At 61.6% G+C, this 20,052-nt stretch carries 21 protein-coding genes and 1 tRNA gene; 12 read left to right on the plus strand and 10 right to left on the minus strand.

What is annotated here, in order from left to right; all coding sequences use genetic code 11:
• Nucleotides 1–7 precede the first annotated feature (7 nt).
• Both NMG46_RS10335 and NMG46_RS10340 read left to right on the plus strand, forming a co-directional pair.
• On the plus strand, nucleotides 8–508 hold the full coding sequence (locus NMG46_RS10335; RefSeq protein ID WP_254817561.1) for a DUF2165 family protein: 501 nt from the start codon (nucleotides 8–10) through the stop codon (nucleotides 506–508).
• A 252-nt stretch (nucleotides 509–760) separates the two neighbouring features.
• Nucleotides 761–2,902, plus strand: a complete 2,142-nt coding sequence (locus NMG46_RS10340; RefSeq protein ID WP_254817562.1) for a sodium-translocating pyrophosphatase — start codon at nucleotides 761–763, stop codon at nucleotides 2,900–2,902.
• A gap of 122 nt (nucleotides 2,903–3,024) precedes the next feature.
• Here NMG46_RS10340 and NMG46_RS10345 read toward each other — a convergent pair whose 3' ends face one another.
• Complete coding sequence (locus NMG46_RS10345; protein WP_254817563.1) at nucleotides 3,025–3,558, minus strand: outer membrane protein assembly factor BamE; 534 nt, start codon at nucleotides 3,556–3,558, stop codon at nucleotides 3,025–3,027.
• 114 nt (nucleotides 3,559–3,672) lie between these two features.
• On the opposite strand from NMG46_RS10345, the gene NMG46_RS10350 reads away from it, so the two are divergent.
• The 7 genes from NMG46_RS10350 (at nucleotide 3,673) to NMG46_RS10380 (ending at nucleotide 8,607) form a co-directional block, all read left to right on the plus strand.
• A complete protein-coding gene (locus NMG46_RS10350; RefSeq protein WP_254817564.1) occupies nucleotides 3,673–4,212 on the plus strand; it encodes a ubiquinol-cytochrome C chaperone family protein in 540 nt (179 codons plus the stop codon).
• Nucleotides 4,213–4,253: 41 nt separating this feature from the next.
• Nucleotides 4,254–4,802, plus strand: a complete 549-nt coding sequence (locus NMG46_RS10355; RefSeq protein WP_254817565.1) for a DUF177 domain-containing protein — start codon at nucleotides 4,254–4,256, stop codon at nucleotides 4,800–4,802.
• Between the two features lie 123 nt (nucleotides 4,803–4,925).
• The gene (gene plsX / locus NMG46_RS10360; protein WP_254817566.1) at nucleotides 4,926–5,996 is read left to right on the plus strand and encodes a phosphate acyltransferase PlsX; all 1,071 of its coding nucleotides are present in this window, start codon (nucleotides 4,926–4,928) and stop codon (nucleotides 5,994–5,996) included.
• 9 nt (nucleotides 5,997–6,005) lie between these two features.
• Entirely contained in the window at nucleotides 6,006–6,977 is a 972-nt protein-coding gene (locus NMG46_RS10365; RefSeq protein ID WP_254817567.1) for a beta-ketoacyl-ACP synthase III, read from the plus strand.
• 104 nt (nucleotides 6,978–7,081) lie between these two features.
• A complete protein-coding gene (locus NMG46_RS10370) occupies nucleotides 7,082–7,405 on the plus strand; it encodes an integration host factor subunit alpha (protein ID WP_023717292.1) in 324 nt (107 codons plus the stop codon).
• A 243-nt stretch (nucleotides 7,406–7,648) separates the two neighbouring features.
• Entirely contained in the window at nucleotides 7,649–8,191 is a 543-nt protein-coding gene (locus NMG46_RS10375; protein WP_254817568.1) for a MerR family transcriptional regulator, read from the plus strand.
• A 74-nt stretch (nucleotides 8,192–8,265) separates the two neighbouring features.
• Nucleotides 8,266–8,607 carry a hypothetical protein gene (locus NMG46_RS10380; RefSeq protein WP_254817569.1) on the plus strand — a complete coding sequence of 114 codons (342 nt, stop codon included), beginning with the start codon at nucleotides 8,266–8,268 and terminating at the stop codon, nucleotides 8,605–8,607.
• Nucleotides 8,608–8,733: 126 nt separating this feature from the next.
• Here NMG46_RS10380 and NMG46_RS10385 read toward each other — a convergent pair whose 3' ends face one another.
• Nucleotides 8,734–8,928 carry a hypothetical protein gene (locus tag NMG46_RS10385; RefSeq protein WP_254817570.1) on the minus strand — a complete coding sequence of 65 codons (195 nt, stop codon included), beginning with the start codon at nucleotides 8,926–8,928 and terminating at the stop codon, nucleotides 8,734–8,736.
• Between the two features lie 317 nt (nucleotides 8,929–9,245).
• Here NMG46_RS10385 and NMG46_RS10390 point away from each other — a divergent pair, with 317 nt between their 5' ends.
• Together NMG46_RS10390 and NMG46_RS10395 are read left to right on the plus strand one after the other, a co-directional pair.
• Entirely contained in the window at nucleotides 9,246–9,524 is a 279-nt protein-coding gene (locus NMG46_RS10390) for a helix-turn-helix domain-containing protein (protein ID WP_254817571.1), read from the plus strand.
• Between the two features lie 119 nt (nucleotides 9,525–9,643).
• Nucleotides 9,644–10,102, plus strand: coding sequence for a YbaK/EbsC family protein (locus tag NMG46_RS10395; protein WP_254817572.1), 459 nt, complete (start codon nucleotides 9,644–9,646; stop codon nucleotides 10,100–10,102).
• Between the two features lie 38 nt (nucleotides 10,103–10,140).
• On the opposite strand, the gene NMG46_RS10400 is transcribed toward NMG46_RS10395, so the two are convergent.
• The 7 genes from NMG46_RS10400 to NMG46_RS10430 all read right to left on the minus strand — a co-directional run bounded on the left by NMG46_RS10400 (nucleotide 10,141) and on the right by NMG46_RS10430 (nucleotide 16,266).
• The gene (locus tag NMG46_RS10400; protein ID WP_254817573.1) at nucleotides 10,141–10,332 is read right to left on the minus strand and encodes a hypothetical protein; all 192 of its coding nucleotides are present in this window, start codon (nucleotides 10,330–10,332) and stop codon (nucleotides 10,141–10,143) included.
• A gap of 121 nt (nucleotides 10,333–10,453) precedes the next feature.
• Nucleotides 10,454–10,648: a hypothetical protein gene (locus NMG46_RS10405; protein WP_254817574.1), complete on the minus strand. Its 195-nt coding sequence runs from the start codon at nucleotides 10,646–10,648 to the stop codon at nucleotides 10,454–10,456.
• An 831-nt stretch (nucleotides 10,649–11,479) separates the two neighbouring features.
• Nucleotides 11,480–11,556: transfer RNA gene (locus tag NMG46_RS10410), tRNA-Pro, on the minus strand.
• 36 nt (nucleotides 11,557–11,592) lie between these two features.
• On the minus strand, nucleotides 11,593–12,882 hold the full coding sequence (locus NMG46_RS10415) for an O-antigen ligase (protein ID WP_254817575.1): 1,290 nt from the start codon (nucleotides 12,880–12,882) through the stop codon (nucleotides 11,593–11,595).
• Nucleotides 12,879–14,414 (minus strand): undecaprenyl-phosphate glucose phosphotransferase, encoded by a 1,536-nt coding sequence (locus NMG46_RS10420; protein WP_254817576.1) that lies wholly within the window; start codon nucleotides 14,412–14,414, stop codon nucleotides 12,879–12,881. The genes NMG46_RS10415 and NMG46_RS10420 overlap by 4 nt, the downstream gene beginning before the upstream one ends.
• 151 nt (nucleotides 14,415–14,565) lie before the next feature.
• On the minus strand, nucleotides 14,566–15,690 hold the full coding sequence (locus tag NMG46_RS10425; RefSeq protein ID WP_254817577.1) for a glycosyltransferase family 4 protein: 1,125 nt from the start codon (nucleotides 15,688–15,690) through the stop codon (nucleotides 14,566–14,568).
• A gap of 12 nt (nucleotides 15,691–15,702) precedes the next feature.
• Nucleotides 15,703–16,266 carry a polysaccharide biosynthesis/export family protein gene (locus tag NMG46_RS10430; protein ID WP_254817578.1) on the minus strand — a complete coding sequence of 188 codons (564 nt, stop codon included), beginning with the start codon at nucleotides 16,264–16,266 and terminating at the stop codon, nucleotides 15,703–15,705.
• Between the two features lie 255 nt (nucleotides 16,267–16,521).
• On the opposite strand from NMG46_RS10430, the gene NMG46_RS10435 reads away from it, so the two are divergent.
• Nucleotides 16,522–18,771: an exopolysaccharide transport family protein gene (locus tag NMG46_RS10435; protein WP_254817579.1), complete on the plus strand. Its 2,250-nt coding sequence runs from the start codon at nucleotides 16,522–16,524 to the stop codon at nucleotides 18,769–18,771.
• A 21-nt stretch (nucleotides 18,772–18,792) separates the two neighbouring features.
• Here NMG46_RS10435 and NMG46_RS10440 read toward each other — a convergent pair whose 3' ends face one another.
• Nucleotides 18,793–20,022: a GNAT family N-acetyltransferase gene (locus NMG46_RS10440; RefSeq protein ID WP_254817580.1), complete on the minus strand. Its 1,230-nt coding sequence runs from the start codon at nucleotides 20,020–20,022 to the stop codon at nucleotides 18,793–18,795.
• Nucleotides 20,023–20,052 lie beyond the last annotated feature (30 nt).

Genomic DNA, 20,052 nt, shown 5'->3' on the forward strand with positions numbered 1-20,052 from the left:
TCTTGCCATGACCGCGCGTTTCTCCAAGATCGTCATGTGTTTGTGTCTGGCGGCTTTCGCCTTCCTCGTCGCCTTTGGCAACATCACCGATTACGGCTCAAACTTCGCCTTTGTCCAGCATGTGCTGAGTATGGACACGACCTTTCCCGGCAATGCGCTGATGTACCGCTCGATCACCAGCCCGGCCTTGTGGACGGCAGGCTACTGGCTGATCATCCTTGGCGAGGCGCTGACCTGCCTGCTCTACCTGATCGCCGCCTGGCAACTCTGGCAGGCGCGCAACGCCAGCGGACAGGCATTCAACGATGCCAAGAAGTTCGCCATCATTGCCGCCACAACGGGCTTCCTCGTTTGGTATTTCGGTTTCATGGTCGTTGGCGGCGAGTGGTTTGCCATGTGGCAGTCTTCGACATGGAATGGTCAGGAGGCGGCGTTCAAATTCTACTTGACCATGCTGGTGGTGCTGGTCTTCGTCGTCCAGCCGGACGGCGACCCGCGCAAAGCTTGACGGCCCTTCGTCGATTTCAATCGATCTTACCGGATGGCGGTGTCGACAGGCGTACTGCCGTCCAGCCTTTTGGACGAAACCCGGGATCTTTTGGGCGAAAGCCGGACAAGAACCGAACAATATCTTGACGTTCCGAGCCCTGTTTCGCATAAGCCGCTGCGAAGGGACGGATTCCGGTTGCGGAAATTCGTCCCCTGTCTCAACGGCCCGGGGAGGGGTTCTTTTGGGCCACCAATCGAGGAAAATTCGGCAATGACCATAATTTCAGCTGTCATCGCCTGCGGTCTGCTTTCAGTCCTTTACGCCATCTGGGCGACACGTTCGGTTCTCGCGGCCGATCAGGGCAATGCACGCATGCAGGAAATTTCCGCGGCCATCCGCGAAGGCGCGCAGGCTTATCTGGCGCGCCAGTACACCACCATCGCCATCGTCGGTGTCGTGGTCCTGCTGCTCGCCTGGTGGCTGCTTTCGATTACCGCCGCCATCGGCTTCCTGATCGGCGCCGTTCTGTCGGGTGCCGCTGGCTTCATCGGCATGCACGTCTCGGTGCGGGCCAATGTGCGCACCGCGCAGGCGGCTTCCAACAGCCTCGCTGCCGGCCTCGAGATCGCCTTCAAGTCGGGCGCCATCACTGGCATGCTGGTTGCTGGCCTGGCCCTTCTCGGCGTCTCCATCTACTACCTGATCCTGACCCAGTTCATGGGTCTGCAGCCAAACGATCGCGTCGTCATCGACTCGCTTGTTTCGCTCGGCTTCGGCGCCTCGCTTATCTCGATCTTCGCCCGTCTCGGCGGCGGCATCTTCACTAAAGGCGCCGACGTCGGCGGGGATCTCGTCGGTAAGGTTGAAGCCGGCATTCCCGAAGACGATCCACGCAATCCGGCCACCATTGCCGACAATGTCGGCGACAATGTCGGCGATTGCGCCGGCATGGCGGCCGACCTGTTCGAGACCTATGCAGTGACTGTGGTCGCCACGATGGTCCTGGCCGCCATCTTCTTCGGTGGCACCGCCGTTCTCGGCGCGGCCATGCTCTATCCGCTGGCCATCTGCGGCGCCTGCATCCTCACCTCGATCGTCGGCACCTTCTTCGTCAAGCTTGGTTCCAGCGGCTCGATCATGGGCGCGCTCTACAAGGGCCTGATCGCCACCGGGCTGCTGTCGATTGTCGGCCTTGCCGTAGCCACTTCGGCATGTATCGGCTGGGGGGAGATCGGCACCGTCGCCGGCGTGGCTATTACCGGCACGAACCTGTTCATCTGCGGTCTCGTCGGCCTTGCGGTGACCGGCCTCATCGTGGTGATCACCGAATATTATACCGGCACCAACAAGCGTCCGGTGAACTCCATCGCCCAGGCCTCGGTCACCGGTCACGGCACCAACGTCATCCAGGGCCTCGCGGTCTCGCTGGAAGCGACGGCGTTGCCGGCGATCGTCATCGTCGGCGGCATCATCTCGACATACCAGCTTGCCGGCCTCTACGGCACGGCGATCGCGGTGACGACGATGCTCGGCCTCGCCGGCATGATCGTCGCGCTCGATGCCTTCGGCCCCGTTACGGACAATGCCGGTGGCATTGCCGAAATGGCCGGCCTGCCCAAGGAAGTGCGCCAGTCAACCGACGCGCTTGACGCTGTCGGCAACACCACCAAGGCGGTAACCAAGGGCTACGCCATCGGCTCGGCCGGCCTAGGCGCGCTGGTGCTGTTCGCGGCCTATTCTAACGACCTGAAGTTCTTTGCCGCCAATGGCGACAAATACCCGTACTTCCAAGGCATGGGCGACGTCTCCTTCGACCTCTCCAATCCTTACGTCGTCGCCGGCCTGATCTTCGGCGGCCTGATCCCGTATCTGTTCGGCGGCATCGCCATGACCGCCGTCGGCCGCGCCGCGGGTGCTATCGTCCAGGAGGTGCGCAAGCAGTTCCGCGAGGATCCGGGCATCATGGCCGGCACCTCGAAGCCGAACTATGCGCGCGCCGTCGACCTTCTGACCAAGGCAGCGATCCGGGAGATGATCGTTCCGTCATTGTTGCCGGTGCTGGCGCCGCTGGTGGTCTATTTCGGCGTCCTCCTGATCTCCGGCTCGAAGGCATCCGCCTTTGCCGCGCTCGGTGCCTCGCTGCTCGGCGTCATCGTCAACGGACTTTTCGTTGCCATTTCGATGACCTCCGGCGGCGGTGCCTGGGACAACGCCAAGAAGTCGTTCGAAGATGGTTTTGTCGACAAGGACGGCGTCAAGCATATGAAGGGCTCCGAAGCGCACAAGGCTTCGGTGACCGGCGATACGGTCGGCGACCCCTACAAGGATACTGCCGGCCCGGCGGTCAACCCGGCGATCAAGATCACCAACATCGTCGCGCTGCTGTTGCTGGCCGTTCTCGCGCACGGCTAAACTCGGTCGCTACGACCTTAAGACAAAAACCCGCGGGATCGCTCCCGCGGGTTTTTCATTGCCTGAGATATGCCGCTTACAGGAAGCGAAAGGAACGGAAGGAAGCCGACACCCTGGGTGGATCAGGTGCCGCCGAGCGTGCTGCCGCCGCTGGCGCCGGGAACACCAGGCGCCAGCTTGCTGGCGCCACTGATGATCTGGCTGAGGAAGTTCTGGTCCTTGCCGCCGGTCGGTGTGGTGCGCGAGATGAAGTCGAACACTTTGCCGTCTTTCAAGCCGTAATTGGCGATCTGGGTGACGCGCCCGTCATCGCCAAAATAGACCGCCAGCACATGCTGGTCGACCAGCCGCGGCTTATCGAAGGCGACATAGCGCTTGCGCGTCTGAGAAATGTAATAAAAGGCCTCGTTATCGAAGGTCGCCTTCGTCGAGGGAGTGCCGAGCGCCAGCAGCACCTGTTCGCGGCTTGAGCCGACCGGCACCAGGTCGATCGCCTGCTGGTCGATGACGTAGCCTTGCGTCAGCGTCTCGCTCGGATTGAGATCGCCGATCATCTTGGACGAATTGCAGGCGGAAAGCGCCGCAGCGATCACCAGTAGCGAAACCGCACCGGCTGGCCTGGGCAGGAAAGTCGACTTGAATTTCAGCGCGCGCAACTACAACTCCATAAGCTGGCCGCAACTTGCGCTGGGCCGCAAAACCGGTAAACCAGCTTGCTTGCCGATGCAACAAGGCCACTTCAACAAACGGTCCCGGGAGACCACCCTCAAATGTTCCAGCGCCTCTTTGGCCGCGAACGACATGCCAACCGCGCCATCACCGAGGCGCTTTACGCACAAATCGTGGCGGCGGCGCGGCAAACGGTGTTTTATTCCGCCTGGAACGTGCCGGACACGCCGCTCGGCCGCTTCGAGATGCTGTCGTTGCACATGTTCCTGTTCCAGCACCGGTTGCGCGGCGAGGGTGGTGCGGCGGCAGAGGTTGCGCAGGTGCTGATCGACGAGTTCTTCATGGATGTCGAACATTCATTGCGGGAATTGGGCATTGGCGACGTCGGCGTCCCGAAGCGCATGCGGAAACTGGCGAAGATGTTCTACGGCCGCACCGCAGCCTATGACGATGCACTGCAACGAAATGACCATGATGCACTTGCCGCCGCCCTTGCCCGCAATGTCAGGCCCGATGCCGGCGCCTGGCCGCAAGCGTCGCAACTGGCACTCTATGCCGCCGATGCATCCAGGCAACTCACGGAACAGCCGACCGAATCGATCGTTTCCGGCACGGTGGTGTTTCCGGTGGCCAACGCTTGAGCGGCGGCAGGCCGAATGAAGATGGCGAAGTGGAGGCGAAGATGAAACGTCCTGATATCCACAGCCCAGTGTCATTCCGGGCAAATGTCGCTCGGCTGCCGAAAAAGGGGCTGCCGGTGGTGATCGATGCCGACCCCGGGCAGCGCGCCCTGCTGGCCGCCGAGCACGAGCTGCTTTCGGTCGAAAACTATCGCGCCGAACTCCTGGTCGAGCCTTGGAAGCGCAACGGGGTGAAAGTCAGCGGCCATGTCGAGGCCGATGTAACGCAGGCCTGCATCGTCACCCTCGACCCGGTCAAGGCGCATATCGACGAGCCGGTCGAAGCGCTGTTCCTGCCGGAGCAATCCAAGCTCGGGCGGCAAGGTTTCGACGGCGGCGGTGAGATCCTGCTCGACGCCGAAGGGCCGGACAGCCCGGAAACCTTTTCCGGCGACGCCATCGACGTCGGGGCGCTTGCCGAACAGTTCTTTGGCTTGGCGATCGATCCCTATCCGCGCAAGCCCGGTGTGTCGCTGGAGGCCGCCGGCGATGCCGAGCCTGTGGAGAATGAATTCCAGCAAAAGCTCAGATCACTGTTGGGAAAATCCTGATAGCTGATCCAATCTGAGAAAAGTTGGTTGTGCGGCAGCCCAAAACCGTTATTTTCGCCGAACCTTCGCGAGCCCCGTACCTTGGCAAGCCCGCTGGCCAAGCAACCGTGAGATGAACACCGCGTGATCAGGATTTCCATCGATGCCATGGGCGGCGATCACGGGCCAAGCGTGGTCATCCCGGCGCTCATGACTGTCGCCACCCGCCGTCCGGATATACGCTTCGTCATTTATGGGCGCGAAGAAGCGGTACGGCCCGAACTCGCCAAATTCCCCAAGCTGGCGGACGTGAGCGAGTTCATCCACTGCGAGATCGCAGTCCGGATGGACGACAAGCCGAGCCAGGCGCTGCGCCATGGCCGCTGGAAATCATCGATGTGGAAGGCCGTCGAGGCGGTCAAGGCAGGCACTGCCGACGCCTGCATCTCAGCCGGCAATACCGGGGCGCTGATGGCAATGTCCAGGTTCTGCCTTCGCACCATGGCGACCATCGATCGCCCGGCAATCGCAGCACTCTGGCCGACATTGCGCGGCGAAAGCGTGGTGCTGGACGTCGGCGCCACTATCGGCGCGGATGCGCATCAACTGGTTGATTTTGCCATTCTGGGCACCGGCATGGCGCGCTCGGTTTTCGGCATCGAACGGCCTAGCGTCGGCCTGCTCAATGTCGGCGTCGAGGAGATCAAGGGTCAGGAGGAGGTTAAGGAGGCGGGCCGCATGCTTCGCGAGGCCAACATGGCCTCGATGAACTACCATGGCTTTGTCGAGGGTGACGATATCGGCAAGGGCAGTGTCGACGTCGTCGTTACCGAAGGATTTGCCGGCAACATCGCGCTGAAGACGGCGGAAGGCACGGTCAGGCAGATCGCCGGGTATCTGCGCGCGGCGATGAACCGCACGCTGATGGCCAGGATCGGCTATATCTTCGCGAAGACCGCCTTCAATCGCCTGCGCGAGAAGATGGATGTCGGCCGCTCCAATGGCGGCGTCTTCCTCGGGTTGAACGGCATCGTGGTGAAAAGCCATGGCGGGGCTGATTCGGATGGCTTTGCGGCGGCGATCGAGCTTGGCTACGACATGGTACGCAACAATCTGCTTGACCGCATCGAAGCCGATCTCGACCTGTTCCATGCCCGCAATCCGAATGCCCAGACAATCCGGAAATCCGACGTCGTCATCGACGCAAAGGAATAGGAAAGAGCATTGATCAGATCAGTCGTGCGCGGCACGGGCGCCGCGCTGCCCCGCCGCATTATGAAGAATGCCGATTTCGAAGGCATGGTCGAGACGTCGGACGAGTGGATCGTCCAGCGCACCGGTATTCGCCAGCGCCACATCGCGGCCGACGACGAGACGACGGCCTCGCTGGGCGAGGCGGCGGCGCGCGCAGCCCTCGACAGCGCCGGCCTGATGGCGGACGACATCGACCTGATCGTGCTGGCGACCTCGACGCCCAACAACACCTTTCCCGCGACCGCGGTCGAGATCCAGAACAAGCTCGGCATGCACCACGGTTTTGCCTTCGACCTGCAGGCGGTTTGCTCCGGCTTCGTCTATGCAGTGACGACCGCCGACCTCTATATCCGCGGCGGCTTGGCCAGACGGGTGCTGGTGATCGGCTCGGAAACGTTTTCGCGCATTCTCGACTGGAACGACCGCTCGACCTGCGTTTTGTTCGGCGACGGCGCCGGCGCGATGGTGCTGGAAGCAGGCACGGGAGCAGGCGGCATCGCCGACCGAGGCGTTCTGGCGGCCAGCCTGCGCTCCGACGGCATCCACAAGGACAAGCTTTTCGTCGACGGTGGGCCGTCGACCACCGGAACGGTCGGGCACCTCAGGATGGAAGGCCGCGAAGTGTTCAAGCATGCGGTCGGCATGATCACCGACGTCATCGAGGCGACGTTCGCACAGGCCGGCATCAGCGCCGCCGATCTCGACTGGTTCGTGCCGCATCAAGCCAATAAACGAATTATTGACGCTTCGGCCAAAAAGCTCGGGATAGAGGAGCGGAAGGTGGTCGTGACCGTCGATCTGCACGGTAATACTTCCGCTGCTTCCGTGCCGCTGGCACTGTCCGCGGCCGTCGCCGACGGTCGCATCAAAAAGGGTGACCTGGTGCTGCTTGAGGCGATGGGCGGCGGCTTCACCTGGGGCGCCGTCCTGCTCCGCTGGTAAGTGCCGAACTATCGGGTTCGGGTCCTTGACCTTGACGGATCAATTACTTAGGTTCTGCCGTTGCTTGTATCGATTTATGTTTTTGAGCTGATGGGACGGTTCGTATGGGGGGAAAGACACTTACGCGCGCCGACCTCGCCGAAGCCGTTTACCGCAAGGTTGGGCTGTCGCGTACTGAATCGGCCGAGCTTGTCGAGGCGGTGCTGAATGAGATCTGCGAGGCGATCGTTCGCGGCGAGACGGTGAAGCTGTCGTCCTTCGCGACCTTCCACGTCCGCTCGAAAAACGAGCGCATCGGGCGCAATCCCAAGACCGGTGAGGAAGTGCCGATCCTGCCGCGCCGGGTGATGACCTTCAAGTCGTCGAACGTGCTGAAGAACCGTATCCTGCGCTCCCATCAAAACAGCAAAGCCAAGGGCAGCAAGTAGACGCCCGATCCACTTTGCCGAGAATCATGCCCCAGGCTTCGGTTGAAAAACGAGCCCTGCTTTTGCGCCGGGCTTGAATATTGTTTCATAAACCGCTGAAATAAGGTGCGATTCGGTAGGCCGGATCGGTATTTGGGTGTGATCCGCTCCGGCGGGACGGAAAGCTGCTCTCTTTGTTAAGCGCAATGTCCCCCGAACCCGGTTCCCGCCTTCGCGATCATGCTCTAGCGTGAGGATTCGCCCATGGACAAGAGCCCTGATGCTTTCCGCACCATCAGCGAGGTCGCGGAGGATCTGGATTTGCCGCAGCACGTGCTGCGCTTCTGGGAGACGCGTTTCAACCAGATCAAGCCGATGAAGCGCGGCGGCGGCCGCCGCTACTACCGTCCGCAGGACGTCGAACTGATCAAGGGTATTCGCCATATGCTCTACGATCAGGGCTATACAATCAAGGGCGTGCAGAAGCTGTTGCGCGAGAACGGCAACCAGTTTCTGATCGCCGTCGGCAATGGCGACATGGCGGCGGTCGAGGCGATCTCGCAGCGCCGACAGGCCGACACGGTACCGCTGACGCAAGCGGCGCAGCCGCGCGGCCCGGACGACGAAATGCTGGTCGGCCAGCCGAGGGTGAAACCCAGCCGTCGTTTTTTCGGCATCGGCAAGACCGACGAGGAAGGTCCGGTTCCGCCGGACACGTCAAAGCTTTCCCGTGACAATCGCGCATTGCTGCAGGAGGCGCTGTTCGACCTCCTGGAATGCAAGCGCCTGCTCGATCAGGTTCGCTAGAGCCCGCCGGGCTGACCGGAACGGTCTTCAGGGTCATGCGTTAGGCTTCCTTCTACATATGAAGGAAGCACGTCATGCCATCGCTTTCGAGCATCTCCGACACCGATCTGAACAAGCAGGTCGCGGCCCTGACCAGGGAACTGGCCACCTTGAAGAAAGCCGTGTTAAAGCGGGGCGGCGCCTTTTACGAAGACGGGCGCGATACCGCATCGGATTATTATTCGGATATCACTGAGCGCCTCGGCGACGCCTTGCCGGCAATCAGAAGGCAAGGCCGGGCGATCGAGAAGACCGCCCGAGATCACCCGGCGACGGCGGCCGCTGTCGGACTGGTTGTGGTCGGGCTCGTCGCCAGTCTGTTCCTCGGCGGCCGGCAGCAACAAGCACCGCGGGCGCGTTCAAGATCGGCACGTTGAGATAAGCAAATGGCGGCGGTCAGCGGACCGCCGCCATTTTTCGCCGACACGGCAAACCCGGTAAGCGTGCCGCCCTTGATCAAGGGCCAGAACGCCTGATTGCCGGTTGTTCGACCGAGGGTGTTTTCAGTACTTCTTCGCCACAACCTTCTTGTGATGGTGGCGATAGTGGTGGTGGACGCGGTGATGGTAGTGATGGCGGTGATGCTTCTTGACGGTGGTGTGCATCGTCGTTGCATTCGCGCTGGTTGCGCCGATGATCGGCATCGAGAGGGCAAGTGCGATTGCAAGTCCAAGGGCGGAGAGAAGAGGCTTGTTCATGACATCGTTTCCTTTTTGCGCAGGCGGAATTTAAGCGTCACCGATTCAGGTCGGTGACCCGATCGGTGCGGTTGGGACTATCGCCTTGGAGTTTTTCGGCAGTTTTTCCGGCCTGTAGAATTTTGTTTCCGAACTGTGTCTGCCGACGATCCGGCCGGATGTCGGCGCACCGGCATCCGCCATTGATTCCGGCGTCGGTTCACGATGCCGTGACGCTATCTTTGATGCTTGGCAAATCACCGGCGAGCGGGCATTCTCCCGATCGTCTCAGGCAACAACATGATTTGATCTAACTCTTTCATCCCACGGAGTTGCCAATGCCCCAAATAGCAAAACGCGAACCTTACTCCGACCTGGCGGCGAGCGCGGTTACGCCTGAACGCAGTGCCGTCCGCACCGCCCGGGAAGCCCGTGGATACAGCATCGAAGAGCTGTCCTTGGCGTGCGGGCTGGCAGCCTATGAGATTGCCGACATCGAAAGCGGCAAGGATGCCGATCCTTCGAAACGTCGGCGTATTGCCTCCGCGCTTCAACTTCCGGAAAGCGCTCTGTTTGACGAAGCCGTGTTGCCTGCCAAAAGGCGATCCGTGTCGTAGCGACGTGTCATGCTTTTATTCCACGAGCTCGCCATGGGTCGCCCTGGCGGGCTTCGTTTTTTCACCCACGTAGTGGACTTGCCGGCCGCCACGGCGACGCCAGACGGAAATTGCCGGAGATGAGCCTCGAATCCGTTCGCGCCTTTTTCGACGCACACGCGCCCGACATCGACGTTATCGTCACGGAAGCCAGCTCGGCGACAGTGCCTCTGGCCGCCGAAGCGCATGGCGTAGCGCCAGCGCAGATTGCCAAGACGATCTGCTTGCGCGCCGGCGACCAGACGATGCTGATCGTGGCCAGCGGGATCTCCAGGCTGGACAATCGCAAATTCAAGGACCGGTTCGGTGGCAAGGCGCGAATGCTGGATGCCGAACAGGTGCTTGCCGCGACCGGTCATCCCGTCGGCGGGGTGTGCCCATTCGGCCTACCGGCGCCGCTCCCGGTTTACTGCGACATCTCGCTGCGCGCCTTTGACGAGGTCGTCCCGGCGGCAGGCGCGACGAATGCCGCCGTACGGCTCAGCCCGCAACGCCTGGCCGAACTCGTCGACGCCGAGTGGGTGGATGTGTGCCAGTAGCCATTTATCCGGGTCGTGGGATCCGCTGAGTGTTACCGCTACTCGGTCTTCTGTGGCTCGTCTTTCTTGATCGTCTGAGCGTCCGTGGCAGTCGACATATCGGCCTTCTCGACGCTCGCTGTCGTCTGCGTGTCGACCGATGCCTGGACCTTTGAATGCGCGGGGCAATCCGCAGAGGCAACTGATATGGACATGGTCAGTGCCGCGGCTATTGCGAGGAATGTCTTCATGATCATTCTCCTCGTTCGTTCGATGGGCAAAGTTAGCCCGTCTGGCACCAGCGGCCAAGTCACATTTGTTCACACGCTGGCCCAGTAATTCAAATGGCTGCGCGGATAGCCGCTTGCCGTATCAAAGCCCACTGGCTCCGGCCGGAGGATTTTTGGCGTTAAAGATCTCGCCGCTCAGAGCCAGTCTCAGGTCTTCGGCGCTGAGCTGACCACTTTCGAACAAATCCATCACCCTGCGGCCGAGCACTTCTCTGCCTGGATCGCCGTCAGCGAGGCCTAGTTCACGGCATCGGGCATCAAGTGCCTTGGTCAACATGGTCAGCTCGGCAGGACAGGCAACCCCTTGAAGCGACATTGCATCTCTCCCCTAAGGGCGAAAGCGCGTGGCATCTTCGTAGCGTCCGCTCGCCCTTGCAACTGCGGACGACGGCAATTCAAATAAAGCCAACCTTTTTCGAACTCAACATTCAAACGTACCAAAACGCCGCGCGCTCCAATGCCAGGATCCTGCTACAATACGGCATGGCCGTCCGAATAGCGGTTATCCTCGCGCTTCTCTTCGCCTTCGCCTACGGTTTCGCAAAACTCGCGGAACATTATGGCAGAGTTGGCCACAGGCCCTCTCCGTGTGAAGAATTGCCCTATCCTGATTGTCCTGATCAAAAAGCTCTTCCCCGGGGAGAGACTGAGCCTTGAGCGCGCCTGTTCAGGCCAGGCCAGGCCAGCCATCGGGATTGAATTAGTTCTTTCCAACCGACGGTTGGTGGACGCATTGCAGCTGATGGGCCTAGGGTTCACTACGATCCGCGCGCACCGGGCATGCCCAAACCCCCGAGTCACCCCTGCCTGATGCAAGGCGCCTGATCGAGTCCCGCCGTTCTGGCATGTGCGGCGGGACCTTTTCTTATTGAAGCTGGAATACGGGCTCACGATAAAGGTTGGCGTACGCAGCAAACGTCGCCTAGCCACTGTCGCGCGGTTTCTCGGTGGGCTTCTGGCTAGCCGCCAGCCTCCGTGCCTCGCGCACGAGTGATCATGATCGATTCTTCGATGAGATCACGCGCCTGCGTACATTGCGCTGGCTGCAGTGCGGCTATTGTCTGTACAGCCAGTTTGGGGGAAAACTGGCTAAGCCTTTGGATTTTAATGGTCGGAGTGGCCGGATTCGAACCGACGACCCCTTGACCCCCAGTCAAGTGCGCTACCGGGCTGCGCTACACTCCGGACCGGTCGCGATGTATCGTGATAGACCGGCTCCGGTCAACCGAATTCGGTTGCTGTCCTGCCTGAAGCAACGGCAACGGACATTGCCGGTCGCTGCGCCGCCCGCAGCTGCCACTGGTGGCGGTACTCGAGCGCGATGGCACCCCAGATCAAGCCAAGCAGCAGGTAGACATGGCGCCAGTGGTCGATGTCGATGAAGGTGCCGAGCCCGATATTGCCGATGAAGGCGACGTAGGCGCATAGAAGATAAGGCTGCCACGGCCGGTCGCGCAGCAGAATGCGGAAGCCGGCGGCGATCGTCCAGCACGTCAGCGTCAGGAACGACACGAAGCCGAGCCAGCCGTAATCCATCAGCATCTTCAGCCAGATGTCGTGCGTGTCCTCGCCGAGCATCTTGCCGAAGACGAGCGGGCCGATGCCGAACGGATGCTCCAGTGCCATCTGGAAGCCGATCGTGTAGCGGGCGAAGCGGCCGAGGCGGGCGGTGTCGTAGCTTTGTTCAAGCTGTGCGCGGTTCGAGAACATCTCGGCGACGCCCGGCAGTTGCAGGATGACGATCATTGCGATGACCAGCAGTCCGACGGCGGCGATGGTCATGACGACCACGCGCAGCCGGAACTTGCCGCTGGCGCTCTGCAGGAACAAGGCACCGGTTAGCAGGATCGCCGAAACGGCGAACATGCCCCAGGCGCCGCGCGAAAAGGAAAAGAAGATGCCGGCGGTGATAATCAGCAGCGGCACAGCCAATAGAGGCATGCGCGCGACCGAGCCGGTAAGCAGCAGATAGAGCAGGTAGATGCCCGGCAGCACCAGGAACGGCCCGAACACGTTCGGGTCCTGGAAGGCGCCGGCGGCGCGGTCGTATTTGGTGAAGATCTCGGCTCCCGGAAAGGCATGGAAATAGCCGGCTATGCCGACCAGCGAAGTCAGCACCGCCGACACCACATAGGCGACGAAGATCACCCGATAGAGACTGGGCCGGACCGCCGTTACCGAAGCGAAGAAAACCGCGGTTAAGGCCAGGAACAGCGAGACGGCGAGATAGAGCGGCGTGCCGGCGAGGTCCGACATCTGCGTCATCGAGATCATGCCGCCGATGTTCATAATCAACAGCAGCACCAGAAGCGGCACCCCCGCGCGCTGTATGCGCATTCCGAACAAGGGCCACACCATGATCAGCCCGATCATATAGACGTCGTACGGCGCCGGCTCGGCAATGACGAAGCCGGACAGGAAGACGCCGAGGAAAACCGCCCCTGACGCAATCAGTGCGATCAGCTTGGCGTTGACCGCCGCCGCCGGCAATTCATAGGTGGTCGCGCTCAATATGCGTTTTCCGTGTTGAGCAGGCGGATCGGCGTCAGGAACAGGATTTTGAGGTCGAACAGGAGCGACCAGTTCTCGATGTAATAGAGGTCGTATTCCGTCCGCATGCGAATCTTCTCGTTGGTGTCCATCTCGCCGCGCCAGCCATTGATCTGCGCCCAGCCGGTCACACCGGGCTTGACCTTGTGACGGGCGAAATAGCCGTCGACCACCTCATTGTAGAGGAGGTTGTGCGACTGCGCGGCAATGGCGTGCGGGCGCGGACCCACCAGCGACAGCGACCCGAACAGCGAATTGAAGAACTGTGGCAATTCGTCGATCGAGGTCTTGCGGATGAAGCGGCCGACGCGGGTGACCCGCGGATCGTTCTTTGTCACGGTCTGCTTCGCCGTCGGGTCCGCCTTGTCGGTGTACATCGACCGGAACTTATAGACCTCGATGATCTCGTTGTTGAAGCCGTGCCGCTTCTGGTGGAAAAGCACCGGCCCCTTGCTGTCGAGTTTGATTGCGATCGCGGTCGCCAGCATCACCGGCGAGAACACGATGATGCCGATGATCGAAAAGACGATGTCGAAGGCGCGCTTGGCGACCGAATCCCAGTCGTTGATCGGCTTGTCGAAGATATCGAGCATCGGCACCGAACCGATGTAGGAATAGGCGCGCGGCCTGAACTGCAGCGCGTTCGAATGCGCCGACAGCCGGATGTCGACCGGCAGCACCCATAGCTTCTTCAATAACTGCAGCACGCGCGATTCGGCGGTCAGCGGCAGTGATACGATCAGCATGTCGATGCGCGCGATGCGGGCAAATTCGATGAGTTCGGAAATTGTGCCGAGCTTGGGATAACCGGCTACAACCGGCGGCGACCGCTTGTCGCCGCGGTCGTCGAAGATGCCGCAGATGCGGATGTCGTTGTAGGGCTGCCTTTCGACCGAGCGGATCAGTACCTCCGCCGCCTTGCCGCCACCGACGATGACGGCGCGGCGCTCCATCCGCCCATCGCGCGCCCAGCGCCGGATCAGCTTCGACATCACCAGGCGGAGACCCAGGATCAGCACGAAGCCAACAACAAACCACGTGCCGAAGAGCAGGCGCGAATAGTCTTCCGACATTTTCATGGTGAAGGCGGTGAGCGCCATCAAGGCGAACGTTCCGGCCCAGACCAGCAGGAGCCGGCCGAAATTGGCGATCGGCCGCATCAGCGCGACGATCTGGTAGCAGTCGGTGACGTCGAGCAGAACGACCGCGAGGAACGAGGTGGCGGCGATCGTCAGGGAGTATTGCCAGGCAAGATAGTTGAAAAAGCCGACGTAGTAGAAATAGACGGCAAGACCTGACACCAACAGCAGCGCGAATTCCACCATGCGCAGGACGCCGCTCACCATGATCGGCGACATCGTATCGCGCCGGTATTGCGAGGCGACCTGGCGGGCGACGTCGTTCATGCCGCCGGCCGTGTTGTTCTCGGCAGGGGCGTCGAATTTGCGCACCGCGTCTAGCGAAAAACGGCGCGCGGGGTCGATTTCGTTCATGGGGCGTCCGCAGGTTTCCCTCAGGTGAATAGCAAAAGAGAGCTAAGAAACCCTTGAAACAACAGATGGCTTTGGAGACGCTTTCACCAGGAGCAGCCCGGTGGAAACCGGTTGATGCCATGGCTCCGGCCAAATGGCGATGCGCACAGCTCTATTTTTTGAGCGCGGCGAAATAAGCCTTTTCGATTTCGGCGGCCATTACATCGGCGCCGAATCGTGCCTTGAGGTCGGCGATGCCGGGCATTACGCCTTTGTAGGTGTCGAGATCGGCCAATGCGGCGCTTATCTTGTCGCCAAGTTCGCGCGGGTCGGGCCGGATCAGGGCAGGCGAGCCGGTGTCGAAGATTTCCGGTATGCCGCCGACCGACGTCGCGATGATCGGCTTGCCGGCGGCGAGCGCTTCCAGAACGATATAGGGCATAGCTTCCGCGCGCGAGGGAACGACGACCAGCTTGGCCAGCGTGAAGGCCAGCCTGGCCGGCATCGGCGCCAGGAAGCCGACGTCCAGGCCGCGCTGACTCACCTGGGCGCGGTAGCGCGGCAGGTCGTCGCCGTCGCCGACCATCAGCGCCTTCAATGGGTGGCCGAGCCGTGTTGCGGCAAGCCCCAGCGCATCGATGAAGATGTCCGGGCCTTTGAGGTCTCGCATCATGCCGATATAGAGGAGGTCAACCGCATTGTGCTCGGTCCGCACCGGCTCGAACTCGGCGGCGCGCAGGCCGTTGTGGACGAGAGCGTTCGGAATAGGCGGCTCGCCGACCTTCCTGCGATAAGTCCGTCGCTCATAATCGGAAACAAACAGCAGGCAATCGGTGAAGCGAGCCATGAAGCGCTCGAGCGCGAAGAACAGCTTCCCCATGGCGGTCGTCTCGTCATAGTGAAGCGAGCCGCCATGCGGCGAATAAAGGCGGGCTACGCGAGACCTGGATACCCGCAACAATGAGCCGAACAGACGGGCATAGGCGCCACCTTTGGCGCCATGCCCGTGCAGCACGTCCGGCCGCAATTCTTTTATAATCCTATAGGTGCGCCGGGCCGAGGCGAGATCGCCTGGCCCGACATGCCGCTGCATCGGCGTGCGGTGAATGCCGAGCGCCAGGCTGCCCTTCATCTGTTCGAACAGCCGTTCCTCGAAATCGCCGCCCGTCGTCGAATCGCAGACGATGCCGACGGCATGGCCGGCGGCGACCTGAGCCTCGGTCAGGTCGCGCACATGCCGGAAGATGCCTCCGACCGGTGAGCGAAAGCAGTGGACGATCCTGAGTGTGTCCGCCACTTGGTCAGCACATCAAAACAGGCGTTCGCGAACATAAACTGTATCGCCGGGCAGTAGCGGGTCGGAGGTCACCACGCGTCCGGTTATCACCTTGCCGTTGATGTCGCGGGTAATGTCGACGCTCTCCTGGTTGGCGCGTGGCGTGAACCCGCCGGCGATGGCGACGGCCTTCTGAACGGTCAGGCCCGGAACATAGGAATACTGGCCCGCCGCACCCACTTCACCCATGACGAAGATCGGTCGGTAGCGATCGATTTCGACAGAAACGTCAGGATCCCGCAAATAGCCCTGGCGCAGTTTCTCGGCGATCTCGCCCTCGAGCTGCTGGGCGGTGTGGCCGCGCGCCGGCACGTTGCCGACGAGCGGCAGCGAGAGATAGCCGGATTGGTCGACACTGTAGGTGTTGGTCAATCCTTCCTGCTCGAACACTGTGACACGGACGCGGTCGCCGGCGCCGAGGCGATAGGGCTGGTCGAGAACTTCATGGAATGCGGCCGGCGTCGGCCGGTAGCTGGAGCAGCCCGAAAGCATCGATACGGCAAGCAGCGCGCGGAAAAGGGGAGCAGTGCTTTTCATGAGCGGACACGTACCTTTGAATAGCCGGCGACTCTGCGGCAAACCTTAACGATCGAGCTCGGTTATCATCCTGTTAGGGTTAATGGCCGGTAAAGGCGCACGGCCGATACGGGCCGGATCGACAAATCCAGATCGTTTTCAGCCTCTTGTTTGCGGCTTGTTAGTAGAGCCTAACAGGTTCTTACCGCGATATTAACGGCTGAGTTACCATAGTTGTTTACGGTGCATGCTGACTCAGTACCGGAGCAGGGATGCATGTCCGTTCAATCCGCGGCCGCAGATGTCGACATCGATCTCAGGCAGCTTTTCGCCAGCCTGGCGCGAAACTGGTTGCGCATCCTTGTCGTCGCGCTGGTTGTAACCGGCCTGGCCTTTGCGCTCGCCTGGCTTGCAACGCCCGAATACAAGGCGGCAGCCAAGCTGGAGATCGGGCCTCGAGAATCGGAGTTCACGCGGCCAGCCGGGGCCAACGGCAACGAGCGGTCGATTCCCGACGAAGAGGCTGTGGCCACCGAGGTCCAGATCATCTCGTCCCCCGACATCCTCAAGCAGGTAGCGGCGAAGCTCAACCTCGCAAAATTGCCCGAATTCGACGAGGCGCTGAAGATGTCGGCGCTGAGCCGCGCCCTTGTCCTCGTTGGCTTGAAAAGCGATCCCTTCGAGATCCCGCTGGAAGAGCGCGTGCTGGACGCAATGCATGAGAAGCTCAACGTCTATGGCGTCGAAAAAACCCGCGCGATAGCAATCGAGTTCTCGTCGGAGGATCCACAGCTTGCCGCCGCGATCCCGAACGCCATTGCAAACGCCTATATCGCCTCCAAGGGCAACGCCAAGCTCGAATCGAATTCCGCCGCCACCGACTTTCTGGCGCCGGAAATCGCGGATCTGCAGAATCGGGTGAAGGAGGCGGAAGCCAAGGTTGCCGCATTCCGTGCCCAGTCCGATCTTTTGATGGGCGGCAACAATTCGGTGCTTGCCACCCAGCAGCTGTCCGAATTGTCGAGCGAATTGTCACGGGTGCGCGCCAACCGCGCTTCAGCGGAAGCGACCGCCGACAGCGTGCGCAGGGCGTTGCGCAGTGGCGGCTCACTGGATGCCGTTCCGGAGGTGTTGTCGTCCGAACTGATCCAGCGCCTGCGCGAGCGCCAAGTCGAACTCAAGAACAACATCGCCGACCTTTCCACCACCTTGCTCGACAACCATCCGCGCATCCGGGCGCTGAGGTCGCAACTCGCCGATCTCGACCGCCAGATCCGCAACGAAGCGGAAAAGATCATGAAGGGTCTGATGGCGCAGGCCGAGACGGCGAAGGCGCGCGAGGCTCAACTTGTGGCCGACGTCAACACGCTGAAGGCCGCGTCCGCCCGCGCCGGCGAAGAGCAGGTGGAACTCGATGCGCTGCAGCGCGATGCCGCGACCAAGCGCCAGCAACTCGATCTCTACTCGTCCAGCTATCTCCAGGCGGCCGCACGCAAGGATCGCAACTACCTACCTGTTGACGCTCGCCTATTTTCGGAGGCCCGGGCGCCGACCGAACCCTATTTCCCCAAGATTGGTCCGATTGTCGGCGCGGCCTTTGTCGGCTCGTTGCTCATCATGGCGATCGTCACGTTGCTGCAGGAACTGTTTTCCGGCCGTGCCATGCGTCCGGCCGCCGGTGCCCATTTCGAACACATCGAGCAGGTTGCGATGCCGGCTGTCCAGGCCGAACGCGCATCGGCCGAGCCCGACCCGCCGGTTGCGCGGTCCGAACCGGCAGTCGCCGAGATCGATGAGACCGACGACGACAGTATCATTGAAACCAAAGTGGAGCCGGAACCCCTCGCGGTGGCGGAAGCGGCTGCCGAGAAAATCGAACCGGAGTACTCTGAAATGGCCGCTGGAGACATTGAACCGGCACGTTCTATCCTCGGCGAGATCGACATCGACAAGGCCGCGGAAAAACTGATCGCCACCGGTGCAGCCCGGGCCATATTCGTGTCACCGGAAGGCGACGAGGCGGCTGCCTCGGCGGTGCTGGTGGCGCGCGCAGTCTCCGACGCTGGGCTACGCGTGCTGCTGCTTGATCTCACCGCTTCGGGTGCTGCCTCGCGGCCGATGCTGGACAGCGGGCTGTTTCCGGGCATCACCGATCTGCTCGCCTCGCAAGCGCAGTTCAGCGATGTGATCCACCCCGATCTCTACTCGGACTGCCACGTGATTCCCGTCGGCACAGCCGATCCGGTCCGTGCCATGCGCGCCGCCGACCGGCTGCCGATCATCATGCAGTCGCTAACCACGGCCTATGATCTGGTTGTGGTCGAATGCGGGCCGGCCGACGCGCAAGGCATCAGCCGCCTGGTGGGCGAGGGCACCGAGGTGCTGCTCTCCATGCTGGAGCCGGACGACCAGGTGACGCAAGCCGCAGTCGCGCTCATCGAGAGCGGCTATCCCGACCTGACGCTGGTCACGCCAATCGGCCATGTGGCGCCGGGGCCAATGCCGGGACGGCGCTCGGCGGCCTGAGGCATTTTTCTCAAATCGAAATCAGCTGTCGTCTTCGCCTGCGGCCGGTGCTGTCTGGCCCACGGCCTTGCGGCGCAGCAGCTTGGTCAGCTTCCAGACCATTGGGCTGTGCTTGATGAATGCTTTCAGGCTTGCGCCGTGCCTGAGCGCCAGCGCCAGCGCGCGACCTTTCAGCGTCAGCGGAACCAGCGCCTCGAAATGTTGCGTTTCGACATCGCACCACAATCGCTTGTAGGGTTCGTCACCGACCGAGAAATCATAGATTTCAAAACCCGCCTCGCAAGCTTCCTGGATGTTCTCGAAGAACAGGAAGTCGCCGGGGCTGGTGTGTGCGAGCTCGTCCTCGGCGATCGCCCCGAATTCGCAGATCAGCCGCTTGCCCGAGCGGCTCGATCCGGTGACCGCACGAAGCTTGCCGGCGACTTCCAGCCCATGCAGCACGAAGGACGGATCTTCCTCTTGGAGCGCGTCGGTAAACAGCGAGCGAAAAAAAGCACGCACCTCCGCTTCACCGAAAACATTGGCGATGCCCATCTTGCGGAAGCGGAATTCCTTCATCTCGAAAAAGGCGTCGAGCAGCCTGTTCACCTCGTCCGCAGTCCTCGCCTCGATGCGGCAATGGCTGCCGACGGCCCCGAATTTGCGCGCCTGCGAGCGATGCTTCTTGCGCCTGCGCTTGCCGCTCACGCGGGTGAGCAATGCATCAAACCCTCCTACAAGACCGGCGGCCAGAGACAGATTGGGGCTCGAAAAATGCGGCAAGGCGGAGAGCGGGTTGGCAACGCCGTCGAGATCGGGCAGCAGCCGCTCTAGCGCAACAAGATCGATATCACGCCGCACCTTGGCAATCGCAGCCAGCATAGAACGGATCGCCGCGTTATCGGCATTCGCCAGCCATTGCGGGTCGGCGGCGGCAAAATTGCCGTTGGCATGGCGGCCGCCCATGAACCGGGCGACGCGGAACGCTCCACTGCGAGTGACCTCCAGCGCCAACGAGAAAACCGGCCTGTTGTCGGCGCGCAGCGTCGCAACGACAACGTCGGCGCCGGTATGTGCGGCCCAGTTCAGGATCCAGCCTGCGCTCTGCGCCGGGGCAAAAAGCGCCGAACGGCAGAATTCGGCGTACGCCGCCAGCGCCGCCCTATCGGCAACCGAGATCGACAAGCCGGCTTTGCCGGCCGGCGAGGTATACGGCGACGCCTCGCTGCTTGCCAGCCGATTGCCGTCAAATGACGCGGTGGCGTCAACCATACCTCAATCCTTAGGGCGTATTCGTCGCGA

This window comes from Mesorhizobium sp. LMG 17147 (genome assembly GCF_024297145.1).
GTDB lineage: Bacteria > Pseudomonadota > Alphaproteobacteria > Rhizobiales > Rhizobiaceae > Mesorhizobium.

Coding starts and splice junctions, on each gene's coding strand:
- NMG46_RS10335 (WP_254817561.1), top strand. CDS start 8: ATGACCGCGCGTTTCTCCAAGATCGTCATGTGTTTGTGTCTGGCGGCT.
- NMG46_RS10430 (WP_254817578.1), bottom strand. CDS start 16,266: ATGAAAAGCACTGCTCCCCTTTTCCGCGCGCTGCTTGCCGTATCGATG.
- NMG46_RS10390 (WP_254817571.1), top strand. CDS start 9,246: ATGCCCCAAATAGCAAAACGCGAACCTTACTCCGACCTGGCGGCGAGC.
- NMG46_RS10375 (WP_254817568.1), top strand. CDS start 7,649: ATGGACAAGAGCCCTGATGCTTTCCGCACCATCAGCGAGGTCGCGGAG.
- NMG46_RS10405 (WP_254817574.1), bottom strand. CDS start 10,648: ATGTTGACCAAGGCACTTGATGCCCGATGCCGTGAACTAGGCCTCGCT.
- NMG46_RS10380 (WP_254817569.1), top strand. CDS start 8,266: ATGCCATCGCTTTCGAGCATCTCCGACACCGATCTGAACAAGCAGGTC.
- NMG46_RS10385 (WP_254817570.1), bottom strand. CDS start 8,928: ATGAACAAGCCTCTTCTCTCCGCCCTTGGACTTGCAATCGCACTTGCC.
- NMG46_RS10370 (WP_023717292.1), top strand. CDS start 7,082: ATGGGGGGAAAGACACTTACGCGCGCCGACCTCGCCGAAGCCGTTTAC.
- NMG46_RS10350 (WP_254817564.1), top strand. CDS start 3,673: ATGTTCCAGCGCCTCTTTGGCCGCGAACGACATGCCAACCGCGCCATC.
- NMG46_RS10435 (WP_254817579.1), top strand. CDS start 16,522: ATGTCCGTTCAATCCGCGGCCGCAGATGTCGACATCGATCTCAGGCAG.
- NMG46_RS10355 (WP_254817565.1), top strand. CDS start 4,254: ATGAAACGTCCTGATATCCACAGCCCAGTGTCATTCCGGGCAAATGTC.
- NMG46_RS10420 (WP_254817576.1), bottom strand. CDS start 14,414: ATGAACGAAATCGACCCCGCGCGCCGTTTTTCGCTAGACGCGGTGCGC.
- NMG46_RS10400 (WP_254817573.1), bottom strand. CDS start 10,332: ATGAAGACATTCCTCGCAATAGCCGCGGCACTGACCATGTCCATATCA.
- NMG46_RS10395 (WP_254817572.1), top strand. CDS start 9,644: ATGAGCCTCGAATCCGTTCGCGCCTTTTTCGACGCACACGCGCCCGAC.
- NMG46_RS10440 (WP_254817580.1), bottom strand. CDS start 20,022: ATGGTTGACGCCACCGCGTCATTTGACGGCAATCGGCTGGCAAGCAGC.
- NMG46_RS10340 (WP_254817562.1), top strand. CDS start 761: ATGACCATAATTTCAGCTGTCATCGCCTGCGGTCTGCTTTCAGTCCTT.